The organism is Amycolatopsis saalfeldensis (genome assembly GCF_900110575.1).
GTDB classification, from domain to species: Bacteria; Actinomycetota; Actinomycetes; order Mycobacteriales; family Pseudonocardiaceae; genus Amycolatopsis; species Amycolatopsis saalfeldensis.
This window is the reverse complement of sequence record NZ_FOEF01000010.1, coordinates 21796-44346: the sequence shown is the minus strand read 5'-3', so window position 1 is coordinate 44346 and position 22551 is coordinate 21796. Positions and strand designations below refer to the sequence as shown.

Genomic DNA, 22551 nt, shown 5'->3' with positions numbered 1-22551 from the left:
ACGGATTCCGAAGCCGGATGTCATTACCGCTAACGGTCACCGCCATCGTAGTGTTCCCCCTCGCGACGGCGCGCAGTCACCGGTCCCGCCGGCCGGGCTCACCCGACCGGGTGAGTTCGTGAAGGATTGACAGGGGCGAACCGGTACTGCGTCTTCGCAACTCGTCTCCGACGGTGCAAGGTTGTCGCGGGGCGTTTCGTCGCTTCTCGTACGCTGACGACCCGCCGTGTGGTGAGCCGGAAGCAGTGGGGAGAGCATGACTCGTTTCGTGACCAAGACGGCGGTGGCGGTCTGCCTGGCGCTGCCGGTGCTCGCGCCGGCCGCGGCTTCGGCCCAGACCGGGCAAGGGGTCGACGAAAAAACCGGCCCGGTTTCGTTCGCCAACATCGCATCGGTGCGGCTCGGCGCGGACGCCCAGCACGGCGGCGCGCTGATCACCGAGACCCAGCGTTCACCGCTGACCCCCGGCCAGTCGAAGCTCGGCGCCGACCGCGTGTCCGTGCCGAAGAACGACGGGGAGCGCGCCACCCTCGGCCCGAACTACGAGATCGACCTCGGCCCCTACAACGCCGGCCAGAGCCCGTATCCGGCCGGCATCGCCAGCCGCAGCCACAACGTCGTCGCCGCGTTGCAGGCCACCGATGTGCCGACGGCCGTCGCCGAGACCAACTACGCGCTGCGTGACAACGCCCGGGGCGGGGCCAATCCGATCGACAAAACCGTGCTGGTGCTCGAAGGCGCCCGCAGCGCCGTCGACTGCACCGCGCCGAAGAAGCTCAGCGGCACCACGGACGTCGCCCGGCTCTGGGTCCGCGGCCAGGACGACGCCCTGAGCCAGGTCGCCATGCCCGCGGGCACCGCCGCGCTGCGCGTGAGCAATCTCCGCCTGGGCGCTCCCGGCGCCGTCCCGCAGGCCGACCACGCCACCACGCTGTCCGACATCGAGGTGTCCCGAGTGTCGACGTTCGACCAGCTGATCAAGCAGGACGGCTGGCGCGGCGGCGACGTCACGGCCGTGGCCGGCTGGCGGGTCGAGGTCACCACGCACGTGCGCAACGCGGCCAACGCCCAGCTGCAGGACGTGTCCACGACCATGGTGCTGGGCGGGGTCAGCTGCTCGATCCCGAAGAACTTCGTCGCGCTGGCCTCCGGCGGCACCAGCGGCGGGGCGACCGTGAACCAGCCGTCCGTGCCGACCGAGGTCCCGGCCGGTTACCTCGGCAGTGCCGCGGCGGCGCCGCGGAGCGACCCGCGGGTGCCGATCGGCATCGGCCTGCTGGGCGGCGGCCTCGTGTTCGGCGCGCTGGCGATCTGGCTGGGCCGCCGTCGCGTGGCCCGCTCCCGCGGCGAGTAGCCGTGCTGCACCGCGCGCTCACCGTGGTGTTCTCGGTGGTCGCCGTGCTCGCGCTGGCCGCGGGTGTGGTGGTGCTGACGTGGGCCCCCGCCCCGGCGCCGGTCGCGGCGGCCGAGCCCCCACCGGGCTCGCTGCCCGGCGAAGACGGCGCGCCCGCCGTGCTGCCCGCCGACAACTCCCCGGTGGGGCAGCAGCGGCCCGGCACCGTCCAGCTGCCGGACGGCTCCGCGGCGCGGCTGGTGCGCACCGAGGTGACCCACGACGGCGTGCTGCCGATCCCGCGCGGGCTCGGCGACGCCGCGTGGTGGGGCGCCCGGCTCGGCGCCGAGCAGGGCGCCGCCGTGCTGTCCGGCCACGTCAACTGGGCCGGCACGAAAGGGCCGTTCGACGTCCTCTGGCGGATCCGCACCGGGGACAACGTGAGCATCGTCGACTCCTCCGGCGGCCGGTGGCTCTACCGCGTGACCGGCGCCGTGACCGTGGGGAAGGGCCAGCTGCCCGCGCAGGCCCCGCAGTGGTTCGCGCAAAGCGGCCCGCACCGCCTGGTACTCGTCACCTGCGGCGGGGACTACGTCGGCGGCAGCGAGGGCTACGACGAGAACCGGATCGTGACGGCGAACCTGGTGTCGCGCCCGGACTGAGACCCGCGCGGCGCGCCAACTCGGTGCAACCCGCCGCGCGTCCCGCGGCATGTCTCCCGGCGAGTACACGCCGAACCAGGGAGCACGATGCAGGGGACACAGGAACAGGCCGTGACGGGCTCGCGGCGGTGGGCGCGGCTGGCGATCGGGGCCGCGGTGGTGGCCGCGCTGGCCACCGGGTGCGGGCAGGCCGACCAGGTCGCCGCGGCCGGACCCACGCCGTCGTCACAGCAGCAGCCCGCCGGCCAGGGCGGGCAGCAGCCGCAGGCCGACCCCGGGACGACGCCCGGCACGGTCCGCCTGCCCGCCGGTGGCAGCGCGAAGCTGGTGGCCGAGGACGTCGGCGCCGACGGCGCGCTGGTCATCCCGCAAAGCCTGGACGAGGCCGCGTGGTGGGGCTCCGGGCTGGGCGCGGACAAGGGCGTCACGCTGTTCTCCGGCCACGTCAACTGGAAGGGCAAGACCGGCCCGTTCGACCAGCTGTGGCAGGTGAAGGCGGGCCAGACGGTCACTGTCACGGACACCGCGGGCGCGCAGTGGGGCTACCGGGTCGACGACGTCCGCACGATCCACAAGTCGGGCCTCGCCGCGGAGTCGGAGAAGCTGTTTTCCCCCGACGGGCCGCACCGGCTGGTGCTCGTCACCTGTGGTGGCGACTACGTCGGCGGCACCGAGGGCTACGACGACAACCGCGTCGCCACGGCCGAGCTGGTGACCCGGCCCTGAGCCCTCCTGAGCACCGCCGGAGGTGCCGCGGGGGCGGCCGGATAGGCTGGACGTTCTAAGTCCGATAACCGTCCCCGCATGCGTCCGGAGCGTGGAGTGCCCGCCAACACCATCGAAACCGTCGTCAGTCTGTGCAAGCGCCGTGGCTTCGTCTTCCCGTCGGGGGAGATCTACGGCGGCACCAGGTCGGCGTGGGACTACGGGCCGCTCGGCGTGGAGCTGAAGGACAACATCAAGCGCCAGTGGTGGAAGACCATGGTGCAGGGCCGCGAGGACGTGGTCGGCCTCGACTCGTCGGTCATCCTGCCGCGCCAGGTCTGGGTCGCCTCCGGTCACGTGAACGTGTTCACCGACCCGCTGATCGAGTGCCTTTCGTGCCACAAGCGGTTCCGTGCCGACCAGCTCGCCGAGGAGTACTCGGAGCGCACCGGCAAGGAGACGTCGGAGGACGACCTGTCCGACGTGCCGTGCCCGAACTGCGGCACCCGCGGCAAGTACACCGAGCCGCGCGACTTCAACATGATGCTGAAGACCTACCTCGGCCCGGTCGAGTCCGAGGAGGGCCTGGCCTACCTCCGCCCGGAGACCGCGCAGGGCATCTTCGTGAACTTCAACAACGTGCAGCAGGCGTCGCGGAAGAAGCCGCCGTTCGGCATCGGCCAGGTCGGCAAGTCCTTCCGCAACGAGATCACGCCGGGCAACTTCATCTTCCGCACGCGTGAGTTCGAGCAGATGGAGATGGAGTTCTTCGTCGAGCCGGGCGAGGACGAGACCTGGCACCAGTACTGGATCGACACGCGCACCGAGTGGTACAAGGACCTCGGCATCAAGGCCGAGAACCTGCGCCATTTCGAGCACCCGAAGGAAAAGCTCTCGCACTACGCGAAGCGCACCGTCGACATCGAGTACCGCTTCGCGTTCAACGCGGGCCAGGAGTGGGGCGAGCTCGAAGGCATCGCGAACCGCACCGATTTCGACCTCACCACGCACTCGAACCACTCGGGTGTGGACCTGTCGTTCTTCGATCAGGCCTCGGGCCAGCGCTACCGCCCGTTCGTGATCGAGCCGGCGGCGGGCGTCGGCCGTTCGATGATGGCGTTCCTCGTCGACGCGTACGAGGAAGAAGAGGTCCCGAACGCCAAGGGCGGCATGGACAAGCGCACGGTCCTGCACCTGGACCCGCGCCTCGCGCCGTACAAGGCGGCGGTCCTGCCTCTGTCGCGCAACGCCGACCTCTCGCCCAAGGCCCGCGACCTCGCGGCCACCTTGCGCAAGCACTGGAACGTCGACTTCGACGACGCCCAGGCCATCGGCCGCCGCTACCGCCGCCAGGACGAGATCGGCACGCCGTACTGCGTCACCGTGGACTTCGACACCCTCGAAGACAACGCGGTCACGATCCGCGAGCGTGACAGCATGAAGCAGGAACGCATCGCGATCGACCAGGTGGAGTCCTACCTGGGCGCGCGGCTGATCGGCTGCTGACGCTTTTCCGCTGACGGCCCTTCCCCGGATCGGGGGAGGGCCGTTCGGCGCTTCCGGGCGTCAGCCCCGTCCCGCGGGTTGGTGCTTCGGCGGCTCTTCGTGGGAACGGACCGGCAGGAAGATGTCGGTGTCCCGCTGACCGTCCGATGTGGTTTTCCCGATACGGAGACTCGGCCGGGTTTCGCGGATGAGCAGTACGAACCCGATGGCGGCGGCGAGGTCGGCGATGAGTGCTCCCGGCGGCTGGGCCCAACGGAGCTGGAGTCCGATGTAGGTGGCGATGAGCAGCCCGGCCCAGAGGCGCCGGTTTTCACCGCGTTGCCGGTCGAGGACGACAGCGGTGACGCCGAGGACGAGGGGCGCCATCATGATGAACACGCGCTCGGTATCGGTGGCCAGGAGGCGGCCTGCGAGGCAGCAGGCGAACAGCCAGAGGCTGGCGACGAGGAGTTGGTTGCGGAGGCCTTCGCGTCGGTAGAAGCGGTAAAGGCCGTAGGCGAAGGGGATCCACAGGAAGTGGAACGTGATGAACAGGCTGAGCTGGACGGTGCCTTTGGTGCCGGCGAGGGCGAAGCGGAAGTTTTCCAGCAGGCTGCCGTTGCCTTGTCCGGCGCCCAGGCCGTAGTTGCCGCCGATGAGGTGCTGGGCCCAGATGCGGTATCCGAGGTAGGCGGCGATGGAGACGACCGTCGCGATGAGGCCGGTGATGACTTCGCGATGGCGCAGTGAGCGGTGGCGGGTCCAGGCGAGCAGTGGGTAGAGCGGCGCGAGGAGCAGCGTCGTTTCCTTGTTGGCCGAGCCGATGATCACCGCGAGGGTGAACAGCGTCAGGCGCCGGCTGAACGCGAACCACAGTGCGGCGATGTAGAGCAGGTTGTTCAGCGGGTCGACGAGGTAGGGGTCGGAGAAGACGTAGGGCGCGTACCAGAAGGTGCAGGCGAGCGCGACGGCGGTCAGCGCGGCGGTGAACAGCTGCAGGTTGAGGTGGTTCCAGAGGAACTCGAAGAACACCCGGGCCAAGACCCGCATTCACGCCGCTTTGGTCGTGTTCCTGGTCACCGTTCTGCTCGTCGGCCTCCTCGATGTGCCGCCGGCTGGTGCACGGCCTGTGAACACTGCGCTGTCCTCGGGAACGGACCCGGCCGCGGGCAACGGAGGCTCCAGCCGTGCCGGAGTCTTGCTGCTGTGGAAGTTCGGCGGCCCGGCGACCAAACGCGACGCTGCCGTAGCGCTCACCGGTACGGACGCGGACGTCGCGCAGTTCCTGGCCACGCAGAAGGACGTGGACGCATCCATCGACCGGGACATCCACGTCAACCAGATGATGTCCGCGGGTGGGCCCGCGACCAAGACCGCAGCACAGCAAGTGCTTGATGCCAACACGGACGACGCGCTGCGGGACTTCCTGTACTCCGGCTGGGAGGGTCCTTACGGCAACGATTTGAGCCTTCGGGTCAACCAGATCATGGCTGCCGGCGGGCCGCAGGTGAAGAAGGCCGCGCAGCAGGCGCTCGACGCGAACAGTGACGATGCGCTCGAGGCTTTCCTTGCCTCCGGCTGGCAGATCCCTTTCGAGATGGACCAGAGCCTGAAGGTCAACCAGGCCATGTCGGCTGGTGGGCCGGAGGTACAGAAGGCGGCACAGCAGGCGCTGGACGCGAACAGCGTCGACGCGCTCAACCAGTTCCTCGTCACGGACTTGCCTGTGGCGCAGGCCCGTGACGCCGAGACGGCGACGATCACCCAACTGGTGTCCACGGCCAAGGCTGCTTCCGAGCAAGCGGCGAGCGAGCTGCAAGAGGCGCAGCGGGAGTCTGATCGCGCGGTCACCGAAGCCGCGGCTGCGAACAAGGCGGCGCAGGCCGCGAAAGACGCCGCCGCTGCCGCGCAAGGGCATTCGGGTCAGGCCACGGACGCGGCGTCGCGTGCGGCATTCGCCGCCGAGCAGGCGGCGGTCACCGCTCGCCAGGCGATCGGTGCGGCCAACGCCGCGTCTAGTGCGGCTCATACGGCTGCGGGTGCGGCCTCGCGTGCGGCGGCGGCTGCTTCACGGGCCGGGCAGGCTGCGTCTCACGCATACGACGCCGCTGCGCTGGCGGTGCGCAGCAAGGGGGGTGCTGACATAGCGCTGGCGGCAGCATCGACTGCTCGCGATGCCGCGCAGGGCGCTGCATTGGCGGCCAATGCCGCTCGTTCCGCCCAGACGGCGTCCCAGCAGGCCGAGAACGCCGGCGCCAATGCGCATGAGGCCGCTTTGCAGTCCAGCAACGCGGCAGCGGCCGCGACCGATGCGGCGAACAATGCCGCAGCCGCAGGCGCCGACGCTCATCAGGCCCAGGCGGCGGCTGCCACGGCTCGAGCGCAAGCCGCGCGGGCGGTCGCTGCCGCGAACGCGAGTCAGTCGTGGGCTCACCAGGCCGGTATCGCGGCCGGTCAGGCCGCGGACGCTGCCCAGGCGGCGTCGGCTGACGCGAGCGCCGCCGCCCAGGCGGCCGACGACGCGGCCGCACACGCCGGAGAGGCTGCGAACGCGGCAGAACTGGCCACCGCGCACGCGAATGCCGCCACGGCGGCAGCCAACGCAGCCGTCGCAGCGGCGAATCAGGCCGGACAGATCGCGCAGGCCGCGCGCAAGGCCGATGATGACCGGCTGGCGCTCGCGGCGCAGGCGGCGGATGACGCGGCCAAAGCCGCCCTCGATGCATCCGCCGCGGAGCCGGCCCCGAAGCGCTGGGACGCCGACCAAGCCAGCACCTGGGACGCGGAGACCACCAGGTTGATCGCCGAGGCCGCCACCGCGGGTATCCCCCGCGCTACGGTCGTCGCGGACGCCCGCAAGGTGGCACTTGCCCTCGACGGCTCAGCCGGTCCGTGGACGAAGGCCGCTTCGGACGCCGCGTTGAGCGGCACTGACGACGAGGCCGTCGACTACGTCACCTCCGGGTTGATCGCCGCCGCGGGCCAGGACGATCGCGTCGTCCTCCGCAGCCTGAGCGACGCCGGATCGGACGCGTTCAAGGCCGGGGCAGCTGCCGTCCTCGCCGGAACAGATACCGACGTCCGCACGTTCCTTCGCACGCGCGGCTACCCCGGCCGTGAGCAGGATGATGCCCTGCAGGTCAACCGGATCATGTCCGCTGCGCAAACGGCCGGCAGAACCGTGGTGGTGCAACAGGCCCAGAAGGCACTCGACGCCAACACCGACGTCGCACTGCGAGACTTCCTCGGCACCGGTCAGTACACCGCCCTCGGTATCGACGACAACCTGAAGGTCAACCAGGTCATGTCGGCCGCTCGGGCCGCAGGCGAGCAAGAAGTCGTCGCCGGTGCGCAAGCGGCACTCGACGGTCCACCCGTCCTGCTGCGCGAATTCTTGTCTGTCGGCCAGTACGCCGCGCAGCGACGGGACCAGAACACCGCGGCGCACAACGCGGCCGTCGACTCTCTGCTGGCCCAAGCGTCGAGTTCAGCGGCTACCGCGACCCACGACGCCAAAGACGCGCAAGCAGAAGCAGCTCGTGCCCGGCAGGCCGCCGACGAGGCCGATGGTTTCGAGCAGCAAGCAGCGACGGCCGCAGCTCAGGCGGCCGACTTCTCGCGCACTGCCCAGGCGGCAGCGGACAGGGCCGCCTCGTCCGCCAGCCAGGCGCAGCAATCTGCCAACACTGCCTCCAGGGCGGCAGCCTCAGCCGTGTCCTCGGCTGACCAGGCAACCCGATCCGCCGCCTCGGCCCAGCACTCCGCTGCGGTGGCTGCTGCGTCGGCGCAAGAGGCGACTGCGGCGGCCCGTATCGCGCACCAAGCAGCTGTCGATGCCGGTGACGATGCCCAGAAGGCTTACGAGGCCGCGCAGACCGCCTGGCAGAGCGTCGCCGCCAAGGTGGACGTCGAGAAGCAGAAGCTCGTTGAGCAGCGCAAGTCGGACTGTGACGACAACGCTCGAAATCCCGAGGCGGTCAATCTCCTCAGTAATCAAGACTGTGTTCTGCTCTTCACCGGGAACCAAGCCGATCAGCAACGGATCCTGTCGAATCTCGAAGGCGTCTGTCGTCAGCACATCGCGCAGAACGATCCCACCCTGCAGCGGTGCTTGGACCCGAACAACCTCCTCGATCCCAACTTCATGGCGGATCTGAGAGACGGCTTCACGAACTACGTCACCTCTGGTCAGAACTCGAACCTCCTCAATCTGCTGGGCGTCGTGGCTCTTCTGGCATGCCCGGAATGCGGCCTTCTGGATCTGCTCGATGGTGCCGCGGCAGAACTCGGAGGGATCGGCGCAGATGCTGCGCTGGGAGCCGCTGAGGCGGCGAGTGAGGGAGCCGGTGTCCTCGACGCCGCGAGCGCCGCAGCTGCAGCGAAAGCCGGCGAGGCGGCGAACCTGGCCGAGATATCGGCCGCTGAAGTCGGCCAGCTGGCCGAGGAGGCCGGAGCGGCAACCGGCCCGGCGGCTGCTCGTGCGGCGGAGCTGGACCGCATGCTGGAAGATGCTGCGCGCAACACCAAGAAGGTTGACTTGATGGGTTTTGCGACTAAGGACGAGGCCGCTAAAATGGGAGAAACCTGGCTCGGTCCAGGCTGGACGTTCTCCAAAGACGGGAAGGCGATGGTGAGTGAAAGTGGGCTGCGAGTTTACCGGCCGCCCACGTTCAAGGCCAGCCTCGATCCTCAGTACGGCGGGCCCCGGTATCAAGCCAACTTCCTATGGCGGCCGACAAAAAGTGGTCAGTACAAGAACCTTCACCTCAACATTACGGACATGCCATGAAGCCAAAAGTGCGCTACTTCGACGCGGTGGATGCCGACCTCGACGACTTCAGTCCCGAGGACCCGGAGGACTTCTGGGTCCCGATTCAGGTCATCGTCGGCCCGGCTGACGACGCGAAGGCTGAGGAGCTGATCCAGTTCACCGTGTGCACGCCCAAGGCGCTGCAGGCGGCGGTGGCTCGCGAGGGGTTCCTGATGGGGCGTTCACTGGTGATCGTGGATTCGGCGGACATGGTGCGGATCAAGGAGTTCATCACCACGGAGATCGAAAAGATCGAGGCGCCGACCTACGCCGGTGTCGGAGTTCAACTGGCTTGGCTGGGGAACTTCGAGTTCGAGGACAACGCCATTTCCTGAGCTGCTCGGGTCTCGGTAATCGAGGACAGCCTTCGCAGGTCCGCCGCCAGACCTCGGCGAACGGGCTGGAATTGGCTGCGGGTGATCATGCAGGCTCAACCACTGCACGCAGAGGGCCCCTGAGACTTGCAGTATCGGTATGTTCGAACTCGCGGTTGGATTCGATTCGTCCTCATGATGTTGCCCGGCCAGTATCCACGTGGTAAAAGCCAGGTCCCGACCTTGCGCCGAGCCGCTCCAGAGGAGGTGAAGCACCTACCCGACGCGAAGACGATTGTTTCTCTCTGTGTCGGCACCGCGCAGGCCCGAGAACCCACCCCTGACACCTGTCATGCCCACGTCATGACGCAAGGCCTGTGGCCCGGTCCCCTCCAAGCCTCAGGCTTCAGGTCATGGAAACCACACAGGCCGACCGCGGGACGCAGGACGTCGCGGCAGGGGCGGCCGTACACCTGACCGGGTTGAGGAAGCAGTACGGCGACGTGCGGGCCGTCGACGGGGTCGACTTGACGATCGCACCAGGCGAGGTGGTGGCGCTGCTCGGGCCGAACGGCGCCGGGAAGTCCACCAGCGTCGACCTCATCCTGGGGCTCAGCCGGCCCGACGAGGGTGACGTGAGGGTGTTCGGCAAAACGGCAGGCCAGGCCGTGCGGGCCGGGATGATCGGGGCGATGCTGCAGGGCGGCACGCTGCTCGACGACCTGACCGTGCGCGAGACCGTCGGCATGGTCGCGAATCTGCACCGGCGGCCGATGCCGCTCGCCGAGGCGCTGGAGCGCGCGGGGATCACCGAGCTGGCCGACCGGCGGGCCAACAAGCTCTCCGGCGGGCAGAAGCAGCGGGTGCGGTTCGCCGTCGCGCTGGTGTCCGACCCGGACCTGCTCGTGCTGGACGAGCCGACCGCCGCGATGGACGTCGGCACGCGGCGGGAGTTCTGGAAGTCCATGTACGCCTTCACCGAGACCGGCCGGACGGTCCTGTTCGCGACGCATTACCTCGAAGAGGCCGAGGAGTTCGCCGACCGCGTGGTGCTGATGCGCTCCGGGCGCGTCGTCGCCGACGGGTCCGTGGCGCAGGTCCGCGCGCTGGCCGGCGGGCGCACCATCCGCGCCGTGCTGCCCGGCGCGGACGACGAGACCGGCCGGCTGCTGGGGCGGCTGCCCGGCGTCACCGAGTTCGAGCTGCGCGGTGAGCGCGCCGCCGTTTCCAGTTCCGCCTCCGACACCACGTTGCGGGCGCTCATGGCGGCCGTGCCGGACGTGCGTGACATCGAGATCAGCGCCGTCGGCCTCGAAGGCGCCTTCCTTTCCCTGACCGCGAGCGAAACCACCTCGGAAGAAGCAGGCCGATGAACCTCAGCTACCTCACCGTCGAAGTCCGGCGGCTGTTCCGCTCCCCGCGGTTCCTCGTGTTCGTGGTCGCCTTCCCGGTGCTGATGTTCCTGTTGCAGGCCAACGTCTTCACGAAGGCCAGCGACCCGGACCACGCGGCGATCGTCGCCGGGGTCATGGTCAACATGATGGCCTTCGGCGCGTTCGCCGCGGCCACCATGAACGGCGCCAAGCTCGCCGTCGAACGCGCCACCGGCTGGCAGCGGCAGCTGCGGCTGACCCCGCTCTCGGGCGCGGGCTACCTCGGCGGCAAGGCGCTGTCGGGCCTGCTCGTGGGCCTGCCCGCGCTGGTGCTGCTGCCGCTGCTCGCGGTCTTCGCCGAGGGCGTGCACCTCGACGCGGCCGGCTGGGTCCGCGTCATCGCCGGGATCTGGCTCGGCACCATCCCGCTGGTGCTGCTCGGCCTGCTGCTGGGCCAGTTCGGCACGCCGGAGTCGATGCAGCCGGTGAACATGATCGTGATGCTGGGCATGGGCTTCCTGGGCGGGCTGTGGATCCCGATCGAGACCATGCCGGGCTGGATGCACCAGCTGGCGCAGGCGATGCCGACGTACTGGGTGCTCGGCCTGGTGCGCCCCGCCGTGAGCAACGAGATGCTGGTGGGCTTCCCGGCGGCGGTCGCGGTGCTCGGGGCCTGGACCGTTGTCCTCGGGGCGCTGGTGATCAGGCGTTACCGTAAGGACAGCGCGCGGGTGTGACCAGAGGGGGCGGGGCCGACATGGCGGAGACGCAGAGCCGGGGGCGGTCGGTGCTGGCCGACCGCGACACCTGGTGGGCCGACCCGATCGGCGAGTCGCACGAGGGCAGGCCGAACGGCCGGCGGTGGTGGGTCGGCGGGATCCTCTTCCTCCTGCCGTTCCTGATCCCGGCGACGCAGGACCTCCTCCGGTCCGCGCTCACGGCACGGACCGCGCTGGAGTGGCTGCTCTTCTACGGCTACGGCGCCTTCTACCTGGCCTTCCCGCTGATGTTCGAGAAGGAGCGCCGGCCCAAGCTGCTGTTCGGCCTGGCGATGCTGGTGACGGGCATCGTCACGGTGATGGTGCCGGGGGCCAGCTCGTTCGTCCTGCTCTACGCCACCGCCACGATCGCGTTTCTGCTGCCCGCCGCGTGGGCGCTGATCTTCGACGTCGGCGGGATGCTGCTGGCCGTGGCCCTGCTGTTCGCGGCCGGGCGGCTGGCGGAAAGCACCGACGACCTCGGCTCGGTCGCGGGCGTCACGGCGGCGATGTTCTTCATGTCCAACCTGATCCGCGCGATCCGGCGGCTGGAGATCGCGAACCGGGAGATCGGCGCGCTCGCCGTGGCCACCGAGCGCGAGCGGGTGGCCCGCGACCTGCACGACCTGCTGGGCCACAGCCTGACCACGATCACCGTGAAGGCCGGCCTCGCGCGGCGGATGCTGGAGAGCTCCGGCGACATCCCGCACGCGGTCCAGGAGATCCGCGAGGTGGAGGGGCTCACCCGCAGCGCGCTTTCGGACGTCCGGGCCACGGTCACGGAGTACCGCGAGGTGTCGCTGCCCGCGGAGATCGCCGGTGCGCGGGCGGCGTTGCGGGCGGCGGAGATCGAGGCGGACCTGCCGCACGCGGTCGACAACGTGCGGGCCGAGCTGCGGAGCACCTTCGGTTACGTGCTGCGCGAGGCCGTCACGAACGTGCTGCGGCATTCGGGTGCGAGCCGGGTGAAGGTCCGGATGGGCTGCGGCTGGCTCGAAGTGGAGGACGACGGCCGCGCGGCCGAAGTCGTGGCGGGCAACGGCCTGCGCGGGCTGTCCGAGCGGCTGGCGGCGGTCGGGGGGACGCTGCGCACGACCGTGCGGCCCGGGGGAGGATTGGCCGTCCGGGCGGAGGTCCCGGAACCGGACCTGGCGGCCGCCCCGGCGGTGCGCGCCGAGACCGCGGGGGGACTGGCTTGATCCGGGTACTGCTGGCCGACGACCAGGCGATGGTGCGCGGCGCGCTGGCCACCGTGCTGGGGCTGGAAGCCGACATCGAGGTCGTGGGACAGGTCGGCTCCGGCGACGAGGTGGTCGCCGCGGCCCGGGAGGCGAAGCCCGACGTCGCGCTCCTCGACGTCCAGATGCCCGGCAAGGACGGCCTGACCGCGGCCGCCGAGCTGCGCCAGGCGCTGCCGTCCTGCCGGGTGATCATCTGCACCACGTTCGGCCGCCCCGGGTACCTCGCGCGCGCGATGGCGGCGGGCGCGGCGGGCTTCGTGGTGAAGGACGCTCCGCCGGAACAGCTCGTGGAGGCCGTCCGCCGCGTCCACAGTGGACTTCGGGTGGTCGATCCGGCGCTCGCCGCGGAGTCGCTCGCCACGGGCGCGAGCCCGCTGACCGCGCGAGAGCGTGACGCACTCAGCACGGCCAAGGACGGCAGAACCGTCGCCGACATCGCGAAGGCGCTGTTCCTCTCGGAAGGCACTGTGCGCAACCACTTGTCGGCGGCGATCGGCAAAACGGGCGCGCGGACCCGGGCCGAGGCCGTCCGGCTCGCCGAGGAGCGCGGCTGGCTGTAGTGCCCGGGGTGTCTGCGTCTCACCCGTTCGTGGTTCTGCCAGGATGGCGGGCATGAGTTCCGCCGCCGCACCGAGAACGAGGCCGACGCGCGCGAGCTGGCTGCGCCGGTTCGCGTTCGGCGCCGTACTGGTGCTGCTGGCCGTCGTCGGCGGCACGGCGTTCCGGGTGTGGCAGGTGGCGCGCGGGAACGACCGTTCGCAGGCCGACGTGATCGTGGTGCTCGGCGCGGCGCAGTACAACGGGAAGCCGTCGGACATCTTCTCCGCGCGGCTGGAGAAGGCGAAGCAGCTTTACGACGCGGGCGTCGCGAAGACCATCGTCACCGCCGGCGGCAAGAAGGCCGCGGACAACTACACCGAGGCGCAGGCGGGCGTGCTGTGGCTGACCAAGCACGGCGTGCCGCAGTCGGCGACGCTCGCCGTCGGCGAGGGCAGCGACACCCTGCGCAGCCTGCGCGCGGTGTCCGACCAGGTGCAGGCGCGCGGCTGGCACACGGCGGTGCTGGTGAGCGACCCGTGGCACTCGTTCCGCAGCCGCACCATGGCCGAGGACCTCGGCCTGGACGCCTGGACCGCGCCGACGCACAGCGGGCCGATCGTGCAGGAGCGCGGGACGCAGATCCGCTACATCTTCCGCGAGACCGGCGCGCTGCTGTTCTACAAGCTCACGAAGTCGCCGGCGGACGAGCTGTTCGACACGATGCTCGGCTGAATTGTCGGACCCCGCGCCTAAGCTGGCGGGGTGAGTGACGGGTACAGCGAGCACGACCGCGCCCGGGTGCTGGCCGAGACACCCAAGGGCGCGGCACTGGCGGGTGCGCGGCCGGACGGGCGCAGCGCGTTCTCCCGTGACCGCGCGCGGGTGCTGCACTCGGCCGCGCTGCGGCGGCTCGCGGGCAAGACCCAGGTGGTCGGGCCGGGTGAGGGCGCCGAGGTCAGCGGCGTGCCGCGGACCCGGCTCACGCACTCGCTGGAGGTCGCGCAGATCGGCCGCGGCATCGCCGAGGAGCTGGGCGTGGACCCGGACCTGGTGGACACGGCCGGGCTCGGGCACGACATCGGCCACCCGCCGTTCGGGCACAACGGCGAGAAGGCGTTGAACCAGGTCGCGCAGGACTGCGGCGGCTTCGAGGGCAACGCGCAGACGTTGCGCATCCTCACCCGGCTGGAGCCGAAAGCCGTCGCCGAGGACGGTGCCACGGCGGGGCTGAACCTCACGCGCGCCTGCCTCGACGCGACGATGAAGTACCCGTGGGAGCGCCGCCCTGGCGAGCAGAAGTATGGCGTGTACCCCGACGACGTGCCGGTGTTCCAGTGGATCCGCGCGGGCGCGCCGGGGCAGCGGCGATGCATCGAGGCGCAGATCATGGACTGGTCCGACGACGTGGCGTACTCGGTCCACGACGTTGAGGACGGTGTGCTGGCCGGCCGCATCCGCCTCGGCGTGCTCGCCGACCCGGACGAGCGCGCGGCCGTGGCCGAGGCGGCGGCGCGGCACTTCTCCACGCAGTCGGCGTCCACTTTGGAGGGTGCGGCGAAGGAGCTGCTCGACCTGCCCGTGGTCGCCGACCTGGTGCGGACGGCCCCGGACGGGTCGCTGCGCGCGCAGGTCGCCCTGAAACGCCTGACCAGCGAGCTGGTCGGCCGCTTCGCCTCCGCCGTGGTCACCGGCACCCGCGGCGTGTACGGCGAGGGCCCGCTCACCCGGTACGGCGCGCGCCTGGCGGTCCCGGACCAGGTCGCGGCGGAGGTGGCGCTGCTCAAGGCGCTGGCCCTGCGGTACGTCATGAGCGACCGCCGCCGCCTCGCCATGCAGGACGGCCAGCGCGAGCTGATCGTCGAGCTGGTCACCGCGCTCGGGCGCCGGGCCCCGGACTCACTGGACCCGCTCTTCGCCCCGGCCTGGCGCGCGGCCCCGGACGACGCCGCGCGCCTGCGCGTGCTCGTCGACCAGGTCGCCTCCCTGACCGACGCGCAAGCCCACGAATGGCACCGCTGGCACGTCGGCCGGCCCGGCTGACCGGCGGGCTCGGCTGACTGGGTTGGCCGGGTTGATCGGGTGGTCGGGCGGTCCGGCTGACCGGGTGGCCGGCGGGCTCGGTTGACCGGGTTGATCGGGTGGCCGGGTGGTCCGGCTGACCGGCGGGCTCGGCTGACTGGGTTGGCCGGGTTGATCGGGTGGCCGGGTGGTCCGGGTGGCCGGGGGCCGTCGGGGTGGTCCGGCTGAGCGTGCTGATCGGGTGGTCTGGCTGACCGGATGGCCCGGTGGTCGGGCGGTCCGGCTGACCGGGGCCGTCGGGCTGGTCCGGCTGAGCGTGCTGATCGGGTGGTCCGGTTGGCCGGGTGGCCCGGTGGTCTGGCTGATCGGGTGGCCGGGGTCGGCGGGTGGTCCGGCTGATCGGGTTGGTTGGGTGGCCGGGTTGATCAGGTGGCCGGGTGGCCCGGCTGACCGGGCTGCGCTGCAGGCCCGACTGGTCGGGTGGACCGGCGACCCAGGTGGTCTGGCTGACCGGGTGGTCCGGCCGCTGGGTGGTCTGGCTGAGCGAGCGGTCCGGCTGACCGTGTCGCCGGGTTGGCCGGGCTGGCCGGGCTGAGCGGGTGGTCGGGTGGTCCGGTAGCCGCGGTAGTCGGGTGGCTCGGTTGACCGGGCTGGCTGGATTGCCGGGTTGATGGGGTGGCCAGGTTGATCGGGGTGACCCGGCTGACTCGGCCGCCGGGGTGGCCGGCAGGCGGAGACGGGCACCAGCCGATCGGTTCCGCGCCGCGGGCTGGGGGCGGTCCGGTACGGTCGCCGCATGGCCGTCGACAGCCACCTGAGGTTCACGCTCGCACTTCACCGGGCCGCTGTGGCAGGCGGGGTTGATGCGTGTTTCTCGCCGTACTCCGCGGCCAGCGCGTTGGGGCTGGTCAGCCGGGCTGCGCGGGGGCGCACCGGCGACGAGTTGCTCGCCCTGCTGACCGTGGCTGGGGAAAACACCGCCACCGGCGAAGGTGCCGAGACCGGCGAAAGCGTCGCGAACGCAGCCGCCGGCCTCGAACCCCACGCTCGTCTCCTGCGCGAAGCCGCGGAGCTGGACGACGACGCCGCGATTCTGGCCGTCGCGAACACGCTCTGGGCCTCCGACGCCATCACCGTCGAGGACGGCTTCCGGGCCGAACTCGCCACCTGGCCCGGCAGCAAGGCCGAGACCGCACCGTTCGAGACCGACCCCGAAGCGGCCCGCGAGCTGATCAACACCGACGTCCGCCGCACCACCCGCGGCCTGATCCCGGAGCTGCTGCCCTTCGGCTCCCTCGACATCGACACCCGGGCCAGCATCGTCAACGCGCTCTACCTCAAGACCGCCTGGCGCTTCCCGTTCCCCGAACGCGCCACCGCGCCCGCCGCGTTCCACAGCCCCGGCGGCTCGCGCCAGGTGCCGACCATGCACCTCCAGGAAACCGTCGGCTACCAGCAGGCCGACGGCTGGCAGGTCGTCACGCTGAACGCGGCCGGCGGCGTCCAGGCCGTCGTCCTCCTCCCGGACGGTGACCTCGAACCCGCCGAGGCCGCGCTGGACGAGCAGGCCCTCGCCGCGCTGCTGGCGGGCACTCGGCGAACCAAGGTCCGCCTCTCGCTGCCCAAGATCTCGCTCGACGTCCGCACCGATCTCGACGGCGCGCTCAAGTCGCTCGGCGTCCGCGAGATGTTCAAGGACACCGCCGACCTGACCGGGCTGACCGCCACCAAGCCGTTCTGGGTGGACAAGGTGCTGCACCAGGCCGTGCTCCGCCTCGACGAGCAGGGCCTCGAGGGCGCCGCCGCCACCGCGATCACGATGCGCACCCTGGCGCTGGACATGTCCGACCCGGTCGACGTCGCGGTCGACCGGCCGTTCCTGCTGCTGGTCCGGCACGACGGCACCGGTGCGGTGTACTTCTTCGCGCGGGTGGTGCGCCCGTAGTGAGCCTTTTCCAACCGGAGGCGAGGACCGAGTTGATCCCCGTCGTGACCGGCCCGCCCGCGGCCGAGCCGAGGCTGCGCCGGTCCTGGGCCGACGCGGGCATCATCGGCGCGTACCTGGCGTTCTCCGTGGTGCTGTTCGGCGGGCTGTGGGCCGACCTCGGCCACGGCTACCTGTGGAACAGCGCGTCGGACCAGAACATGTGGGAGTGGTTCTTCTCCGTCACCGCGAAGTCCGTGCTGCACCTGCAGAACCCGTTCACCACCGACCTGCAGAACTACCCGCTCGGCGTGAACATGATGGCCAACACGGCCATGCTCGGCGTCTCCATCCCGCTCACGCCGATCACGCTGACGTTCGGCCCCACCGCCACCTGGGCGATCGCGCTCACCGGCAGCCTCGCCGGCACGGCGGCCGCCTGGTACTGGGTGTTCTCACGGCACCTGGTGCGCCACCGCGTTTCCGCGGCGATCGGCGGCGCCGTCGCCGGGTTCTCGCCGCCGATCATCTCGCACGCCAACGCGCACCCGAACTTCGTCGCCTGGTTCCTGCTGCCGTTCCTGGCGCTCAAGGTGATCCGGATCGCCCAGGGCGTGAAGCCGGTGCGCAACGGGATCTGGCTCGGCGTGCTCACCGCGTACCAGATCTTCCTGGGCGAGGAGCCGCTGCTGATCTTCGCGCTGAGCTTCGTGATCTTCGCCGTCGCCTACTGCGCTTCCCGCCCGCGCGAGCTGAAGGCGATGGTCCGGCCGACGCTGCTCGGCGGCGGGATCGCCGTGGTGCTGGCGTTCGCGCTCCTCGCTTTCCCGCTGTGGTGGCAGTTCTTCGGCCCGCAGAGCTACACGGCGCTGGAGCACGGACAGGTCGGCAACGACACCGCGGCGTTCACGCGGTTCGCCACGCAGTCGATCGCCGGCCAGCCCGCCGAGGCCGCCGACGTGTCGCTCAACCGCACCGAGGAGAACGCGTTCTTCGGCTGGCCGCTGATCGTGCTGATGGTCGTGGTGACGATCTGGCTGTGGCGGGAGGTCGTCGCGCGCTCGATCGCGATCTCGATGTTCCTGATGGCCTGGCTCTCGCTCGGCGTGGACCTCGTGGTGGTGCACGTGGACACCGGCGTGCCCGGCCCGTGGCAGCTGCTGGCGAAGCTGCCGCTGTTCGAGTCGCTGCTGGAGTCGCGGCTCGCGATGGCCTGTGTGCCGGCGATCGGCGCGCTGCTCGCGATCGCCACCGACCGGGTGTTCACGGCGGCGGCCGCGCTGCCCGAGCCGGGGGAGGGCCAGCGGCGGCTGCCCGTGCGGCTGCTGTGGCTGGGCGCCGTGATCGCGGTGCTGCTGCCGATCGCGCCGACGCAGCTGCTGGTGAAGGACCGGCCGCCCACCCCGGCGTTCTTCGCCGACGGCACCTGGCGGACGTACGTGGCGCCGGGCGGCACCGTGGTCCCCGTGCCGCTGCCCAGCTCGGGTGAGTCGGAGCCGCTGCACTGGCAGGTCGACGCCGGCCTCGGCTACGCGATGCCGGAGGGCTACTTCGTCGGCCCGAGCGGCCCGGACGACAAGCGGGGCCGGTACGGCGCCGTCCAGCGGCCCACTTCCGCGCTGCTCGACCAGATCCGCGACTCGGGCACCGCCGCGGCCGTCGACGACGCCGCCCGAAACCAGGCCATCGACGACCTGCGGTACTGGCACGCCAGCGTGCTGGTGCTGATCCCGCGTGAGCACTCCGACGCCTACCGCGCCACCGTGGACCTGTTGCTGCGCAAGCCCGCGGAGTTCGTCGACGGGGTGTGGATCTGGGACGTGCGCCCGATCACCGCCGCCCGCTGAGGCGTCACATTCCCCGCCGCTGTCCCGTCCTCCTCCCGAACCGCCCCAGAGGAGGAGACGACCATGTCCCGTATCCCGGCGAAGCGCACCACCGAGGCCGGCCCGCTGCTGAAGCTCATGTACCGCATCGCGGGCCGCCGGTACGGTGCCGTGCCCGCGCCGATGGCCGTGGTGGCGCACCATCCGAAGCTGCTGCGCGCGAGCGTGCTGCACGAGCTGCTCGCGGAGAAGGCGTCGAAACGGCTGCCCGCGAACGTCCGCGAGCTGGCCGTGTACCGCGTCGCCACGAGCATCGGCTGCTCGTGGTGCGTCGACTTCGGCACCATGCTGCAGCTCCACGAAGGCCTCGACATCGACCGCCTGAAGCACATCGACGACTACGCGGACTCGCCCGCGTTCTCCCGCCCCGAGCGCCTGGCCCTGGCCTACGCCGACGCGATGACGGGCGCGCAGGTCACCGTCACCGACGAGCAGGTGGCCGAGCTGGAGGCCGAGTTCGGCCGGGACGGGGTGGTCGAGCTGACCTACCAGATCGGCCTGGAGAACTCCCGCGCCCGGGTGAACAGCGCCCTCGGCATCGTCGACCAGGGCTTCACCTCGGGCGACGCCTGCCGCGTCCCGCTGCCCTGACCCGGTTCAGGACAGCGCGGGGCGGGTGATGCGGGTGAGCTTGTCGGGGTTCACGATGTCGTAGACGGCGACGATGCGGCCGTCGCGGATGCTCATGGCCTGGATGTGCTCGTCGACGGCGAGGAAGCCGTCGCGCCCCGGCAGCGGCGGGAGCCACAGGCCGAGGTCGCCGTTGACGAGCACCGGGGCACCGCGGGTCAACGCGCCCGGCTCGTACTTCTGCAGCAGGCCCAGCAGGAAGCGCACCAGCTTGTCCGGGCCGACGATGACCTGGCGGGTGGTGCGGCCCTTGCCGTCCGAGTCGCCGACCATCACGACGTCGGGGTGCAGCAGCTCGGTCATCGCGCGGATGTCGCCGGCCAGCAGCGCGGCGACGAACTTCTCCAGCAGCTGCTGCTGTTCCGCCAGCTCGACGCGCCGCGGCGGGTCCGCCTGGGCCAGCGCCCGCCGCGCGCGCGAGCCGTGCTGGCGCGCGGCGTCGGGCGAGCAGCCGAGGATCCCGCCGATCTCGCCGAACGGGACCGAAAACGCGTCGTGCAGCACGAAGGCGACGCGCTGCTCCGGCGTGAGCTTGTCGAGCACCACCATCGCGGCCATCCGGATGCCGTCGTCGCGCACGGCGGCTTCGAGCGGGTCCTCGCTCACCGGCATGCCGAACGGCGTCACGATCGGCTCCGGCAGCCACTGGCCCACGTACCGCTCGCGCTGCACCGCCGCCGAGCGCAGCCGGTCGAGGCAGATCCGGCCGACCACCGTGGTCAGCCAGCCGCGCAGGTCGCGGATGGCCGCGCGGCCCGCGTCGTCCAGCCCGGCCAGCCGCAGCCACGACTCCTGCACGGCGTCCTCGGCGTCCGCCCGCGTGCCGGTGAGCCGGTAGGCCACGCCCAGCAGGTGCCCGCGGTGCGTCGCGAACTCGTCGGCGAAACCGGTCAGAGCCGAAGGTGTGCGCATAAGGGGAGAGTGTGCCGCACGGCCGCCGGGGCGGGAGAACTAGAGTGGATGCCGTGGCAGGACGGATTCGGGAGAGCGACATCGCGGAGGTGCGTGAGCGCAACCGGATCGACGAGGTCATCGGGGACTACGTCGCGCTGCGGCGGGCCGGCGGAGGCAGCCTGAAGGGCCTCTGCCCGTTCCACAACGAGAAGACCCCGTCGTTCAATGTGCGCCCTTCGCACGGCACCTTCCACTGCTTCGGCTGTGGTGAGGGCGGCGACGTCATCAAGTTCATCCAGAAGATCGACCTCGTCTCGTTCGTCGAGGCGGTCGAGCGGCTGGCCGACCGGATCGGCCTCCGGCTGACCTACGAGGGCGGCGGCCCGGGGGTGCAGCGCGACCGCGGCACCCGGGCCAGGCTGATCGAGGCCCACCGGGCGGCCAGCGCGTTCTACATCGAGCAGCTGGGCACCGACGAGGCCCGCACGGCCCGCGACTTCCTGTCGGAGCGCGGATTCGACGCGGCGGCCGCGAAGCAGTTCGGCTGCGGCTACGCGCCCGGCGGCTGGGACAAGCTGACGAAGTACCTGCTCAACCACGGTTTCGAGGTCAAGGAGCTGCTCGCGTCGGGCTTGTCCAAGGAGGGCCAGCGCGGCCCGATGGACCGCTTCCACCGGCGGCTGGTCTGGCCGATCCGCGACCTCGGCAACGACGTGGTGGGCTTCGGCGCGCGCCGGCTGTTCGACGACGACCGGATCGAGGCCAAGTACCTCAACACGTCGGAAACGCCGATCTACAAGAAGTCGCAGGTGCTGTTCGGCCTCGACCAGGCCAAGCGGGAGATCTCGAAGCGGCACCAGGTGGTCGTGGTCGAGGGCTACACCGACGTGATGGCGATGCACGCGGCCGGCGTGCCCACCGCGGTCGCGTCCTCGGGCACCGCCTTCGGCGAGGACCACATCAAGATGCTGCGCCGGCTGATGATGGACGACGACGCCTTCCGCGGTGAGGTCATCTTCACCTTCGACGGCGACGCGGCCGGCCAGAAGGCCGCGCTCAAGGCGTTCGAGGGCGACCAGACCTTCGCGGCACAGACCTACATCGCGGTCGCGCCGGACGGCATGGACCCGTGCGAGCTGCGCATCGCCAAGGGCGACGCCGCGGTGAAGGACCTGGTCGCGCGCCGGACGTCGCTGTTCGAGTTCGCGATCAAGAGCATGCTCAAGCAGTTCGACCTCGATTCGGTCGACGGTCAGGTCGCCGCGCTGCAGAAGACGGTGCCGATGGTCGCCTCGATCAAGGACCGCTCCGCGCGCGACGGTTATGCCTCCAGGCTCGCCTGGTGGGTGGGCTGGCAGGACGTGGCCCAGGTGGTGAACCGGGTGCGCGGCAGCGCGGGCGCCACGGCGAAACGCGGCGGGCCGCCGTTGCGCCAGGCGGCCTCGAGGCAGGCGCCCGAGCCGGAGGCCAAGGAGCAGGACCTGCCGCGGCCCGCGCCGGGCGACCCGCGGTTCACCGGCCAGCGCGAGGCGCTCAAGGCCGCGCTGCAGCAGCCCGCGATCGCCGGCCCGGAGTACGACTCGCTGCCGGAGGAGGCGTTCACGCACCCGGTGTACGTCGCGATCCACCTGGCCGTGCTGAAGGCGGGCGGCGCGGCATCCGGGCTCACCGGCCCGGCGCTGCTGGACGCCGCGGCGCAGCACTGTCCGGAAGGGACGGTCCGGCGGGTGCTCAGCGAGCTGTCCGTGGAACCGTTGCGCGCCTTGGGCGAAGTGGACTCCCGGTACATCTCGGGGGTGCTCGCGGGCGTGCAGGAGAGCCTCGTCGGCCGTCAGATCGGCGAGATCAAATCGAAGCTGCAGCGGCTTTCGCCGGTCGAGGCGCCGGACGACTACCGCGCGCTGTTCGGCGACCTGGTGGCGCTGGAGCAGTACCGGAAGGCGCTGCGGCAGCAGGCCGCCAGCGGATGGGACTGAG

Annotated in this window: 18 protein-coding genes; 16 read left to right on the top strand and 2 right to left on the bottom strand. The window is 71.0% G+C overall.

The window, feature by feature from the left end; all coding sequences use genetic code 11:
• The first annotated feature begins 256 nt into the window (after positions 1–256).
• The 4 genes from BMY97_RS22515 to BMY97_RS22500 all read left to right on the top strand — a co-directional run bounded on the left by BMY97_RS22515 (position 257) and on the right by BMY97_RS22500 (position 4206).
• On the top strand, positions 257–1354 hold the full coding sequence (locus BMY97_RS22515; RefSeq protein WP_091619256.1) for a hypothetical protein: 1098 nt from the start codon (positions 257–259) through the stop codon (positions 1352–1354).
• A gap of 2 nt (positions 1355–1356) precedes the next feature.
• On the top strand, positions 1357–1995 hold the full coding sequence (locus BMY97_RS22510; protein WP_091619254.1) for a class F sortase: 639 nt from the start codon (positions 1357–1359) through the stop codon (positions 1993–1995).
• 87 nt (positions 1996–2082) lie between these two features.
• Entirely contained in the window at positions 2083–2721 is a 639-nt protein-coding gene (locus BMY97_RS22505; RefSeq protein WP_091619252.1) for a class F sortase, read from the top strand.
• 96 nt (positions 2722–2817) lie between these two features.
• Positions 2818–4206 carry a glycine--tRNA ligase gene (locus BMY97_RS22500; protein ID WP_091619250.1) on the top strand — a complete coding sequence of 463 codons (1389 nt, stop codon included), beginning with the start codon at positions 2818–2820 and terminating at the stop codon, positions 4204–4206.
• 60 nt (positions 4207–4266) lie between these two features.
• Here the strand turns inward: BMY97_RS22500 and BMY97_RS22495 are convergent, their stop codons facing one another.
• Positions 4267–5235 carry a hypothetical protein gene (locus BMY97_RS22495; protein WP_091619248.1) on the bottom strand — a complete coding sequence of 323 codons (969 nt, stop codon included), beginning with the start codon at positions 5233–5235 and terminating at the stop codon, positions 4267–4269.
• 16 nt (positions 5236–5251) lie between these two features.
• Here BMY97_RS22495 and BMY97_RS22490 point away from each other — a divergent pair, with 16 nt between their 5' ends.
• From BMY97_RS22490 to BMY97_RS22440, 11 genes are all read left to right on the top strand, one after another.
• Complete coding sequence (locus BMY97_RS22490; protein WP_245787452.1) at positions 5252–8974, top strand: ALF repeat-containing protein; 3723 nt, start codon at positions 5252–5254, stop codon at positions 8972–8974.
• Positions 8971–9330: an Imm8 family immunity protein gene (locus BMY97_RS22485; RefSeq protein WP_177231497.1), complete on the top strand. Its 360-nt coding sequence runs from the start codon at positions 8971–8973 to the stop codon at positions 9328–9330. Before BMY97_RS22490 ends, BMY97_RS22485 begins: the two co-directional genes overlap by 4 nt.
• A 392-nt stretch (positions 9331–9722) precedes the next feature.
• Positions 9723–10682 carry an ABC transporter ATP-binding protein gene (locus tag BMY97_RS22480; RefSeq protein WP_091619244.1) on the top strand — a complete coding sequence of 320 codons (960 nt, stop codon included), beginning with the start codon at positions 9723–9725 and terminating at the stop codon, positions 10680–10682.
• On the top strand, positions 10679–11419 hold the full coding sequence (locus BMY97_RS22475) for an ABC transporter permease (RefSeq protein ID WP_091619242.1): 741 nt from the start codon (positions 10679–10681) through the stop codon (positions 11417–11419). The genes BMY97_RS22480 and BMY97_RS22475 overlap by 4 nt, the downstream gene beginning before the upstream one ends.
• Positions 11420–11439: 20 nt before the next feature.
• Positions 11440–12639: a sensor histidine kinase gene (locus tag BMY97_RS22470; protein WP_091619240.1), complete on the top strand. Its 1200-nt coding sequence runs from the start codon at positions 11440–11442 to the stop codon at positions 12637–12639.
• Entirely contained in the window at positions 12636–13241 is a 606-nt protein-coding gene (locus BMY97_RS22465; RefSeq protein ID WP_091619238.1) for a response regulator transcription factor, read from the top strand. The genes BMY97_RS22470 and BMY97_RS22465 overlap by 4 nt, the downstream gene beginning before the upstream one ends.
• Before the next feature lie 43 nt (positions 13242–13284).
• Positions 13285–13953: a YdcF family protein gene (locus tag BMY97_RS22460; protein ID WP_177231496.1), complete on the top strand. Its 669-nt coding sequence runs from the start codon at positions 13285–13287 to the stop codon at positions 13951–13953.
• 30 nt (positions 13954–13983) lie between these two features.
• A complete protein-coding gene (locus BMY97_RS22455) occupies positions 13984–15261 on the top strand; it encodes a deoxyguanosinetriphosphate triphosphohydrolase (RefSeq protein ID WP_091619234.1) in 1278 nt (425 codons plus the stop codon).
• 775 nt (positions 15262–16036) lie between these two features.
• Entirely contained in the window at positions 16037–17185 is a 1149-nt protein-coding gene (locus BMY97_RS22450) for a serpin family protein (RefSeq protein ID WP_091619231.1), read from the top strand.
• The gene (locus BMY97_RS22445) at positions 17185–19011 is read left to right on the top strand and encodes a glycosyl transferase (RefSeq protein WP_425425313.1); all 1827 of its coding nucleotides are present in this window, start codon (positions 17185–17187) and stop codon (positions 19009–19011) included. The genes BMY97_RS22450 and BMY97_RS22445 overlap by 1 nt, the downstream gene beginning before the upstream one ends.
• A gap of 63 nt (positions 19012–19074) precedes the next feature.
• Entirely contained in the window at positions 19075–19641 is a 567-nt protein-coding gene (locus BMY97_RS22440; protein ID WP_091619229.1) for a carboxymuconolactone decarboxylase family protein, read from the top strand.
• A 6-nt stretch (positions 19642–19647) separates the two neighbouring features.
• On the opposite strand, the gene BMY97_RS22435 is transcribed toward BMY97_RS22440, so the two are convergent.
• Positions 19648–20592 (bottom strand): sigma-70 family RNA polymerase sigma factor, encoded by a 945-nt coding sequence (locus BMY97_RS22435; RefSeq protein WP_091619227.1) that lies wholly within the window; start codon positions 20590–20592, stop codon positions 19648–19650.
• A 44-nt stretch (positions 20593–20636) separates the two neighbouring features.
• Here BMY97_RS22435 and dnaG point away from each other — a divergent pair, with 44 nt between their 5' ends.
• Positions 20637–22550: a DNA primase gene (gene dnaG, locus BMY97_RS22430; protein ID WP_091619225.1), complete on the top strand. Its 1914-nt coding sequence runs from the start codon at positions 20637–20639 to the stop codon at positions 22548–22550.
• The last annotated feature ends 1 nt before the right edge of the window (position 22551 follow it).

What these genes read in the sequence shown, in the direction of transcription:
- BMY97_RS22505 (WP_091619252.1), top strand. Translation starts at nt 2,083, where the DNA reads ATGCAGGGGACACAGGAACAGGCCGTGACGGGCTCGCGGCGGTGGGCG.
- BMY97_RS22480 (WP_091619244.1), top strand. Translation starts at nt 9,723, where the DNA reads ATGGAAACCACACAGGCCGACCGCGGGACGCAGGACGTCGCGGCAGGG.
- BMY97_RS22440 (WP_091619229.1), top strand. Translation starts at nt 19,075, where the DNA reads ATGTCCCGTATCCCGGCGAAGCGCACCACCGAGGCCGGCCCGCTGCTG.
- BMY97_RS22495 (WP_091619248.1), bottom strand. Translation starts at nt 5,235, where the DNA reads ATGCGGGTCTTGGCCCGGGTGTTCTTCGAGTTCCTCTGGAACCACCTC.
- BMY97_RS22475 (WP_091619242.1), top strand. Translation starts at nt 10,679, where the DNA reads ATGAACCTCAGCTACCTCACCGTCGAAGTCCGGCGGCTGTTCCGCTCC.
- BMY97_RS22470 (WP_091619240.1), top strand. Translation starts at nt 11,440, where the DNA reads ATGGCGGAGACGCAGAGCCGGGGGCGGTCGGTGCTGGCCGACCGCGAC.
- BMY97_RS22460 (WP_177231496.1), top strand. Translation starts at nt 13,285, where the DNA reads ATGGCGGGCATGAGTTCCGCCGCCGCACCGAGAACGAGGCCGACGCGC.
- BMY97_RS22485 (WP_177231497.1), top strand. Translation starts at nt 8,971, where the DNA reads ATGAAGCCAAAAGTGCGCTACTTCGACGCGGTGGATGCCGACCTCGAC.
- BMY97_RS22515 (WP_091619256.1), top strand. Translation starts at nt 257, where the DNA reads ATGACTCGTTTCGTGACCAAGACGGCGGTGGCGGTCTGCCTGGCGCTG.
- BMY97_RS22450 (WP_091619231.1), top strand. Translation starts at nt 16,037, where the DNA reads ATGGCCGTCGACAGCCACCTGAGGTTCACGCTCGCACTTCACCGGGCC.
- BMY97_RS22435 (WP_091619227.1), bottom strand. Translation starts at nt 20,592, where the DNA reads ATGCGCACACCTTCGGCTCTGACCGGTTTCGCCGACGAGTTCGCGACG.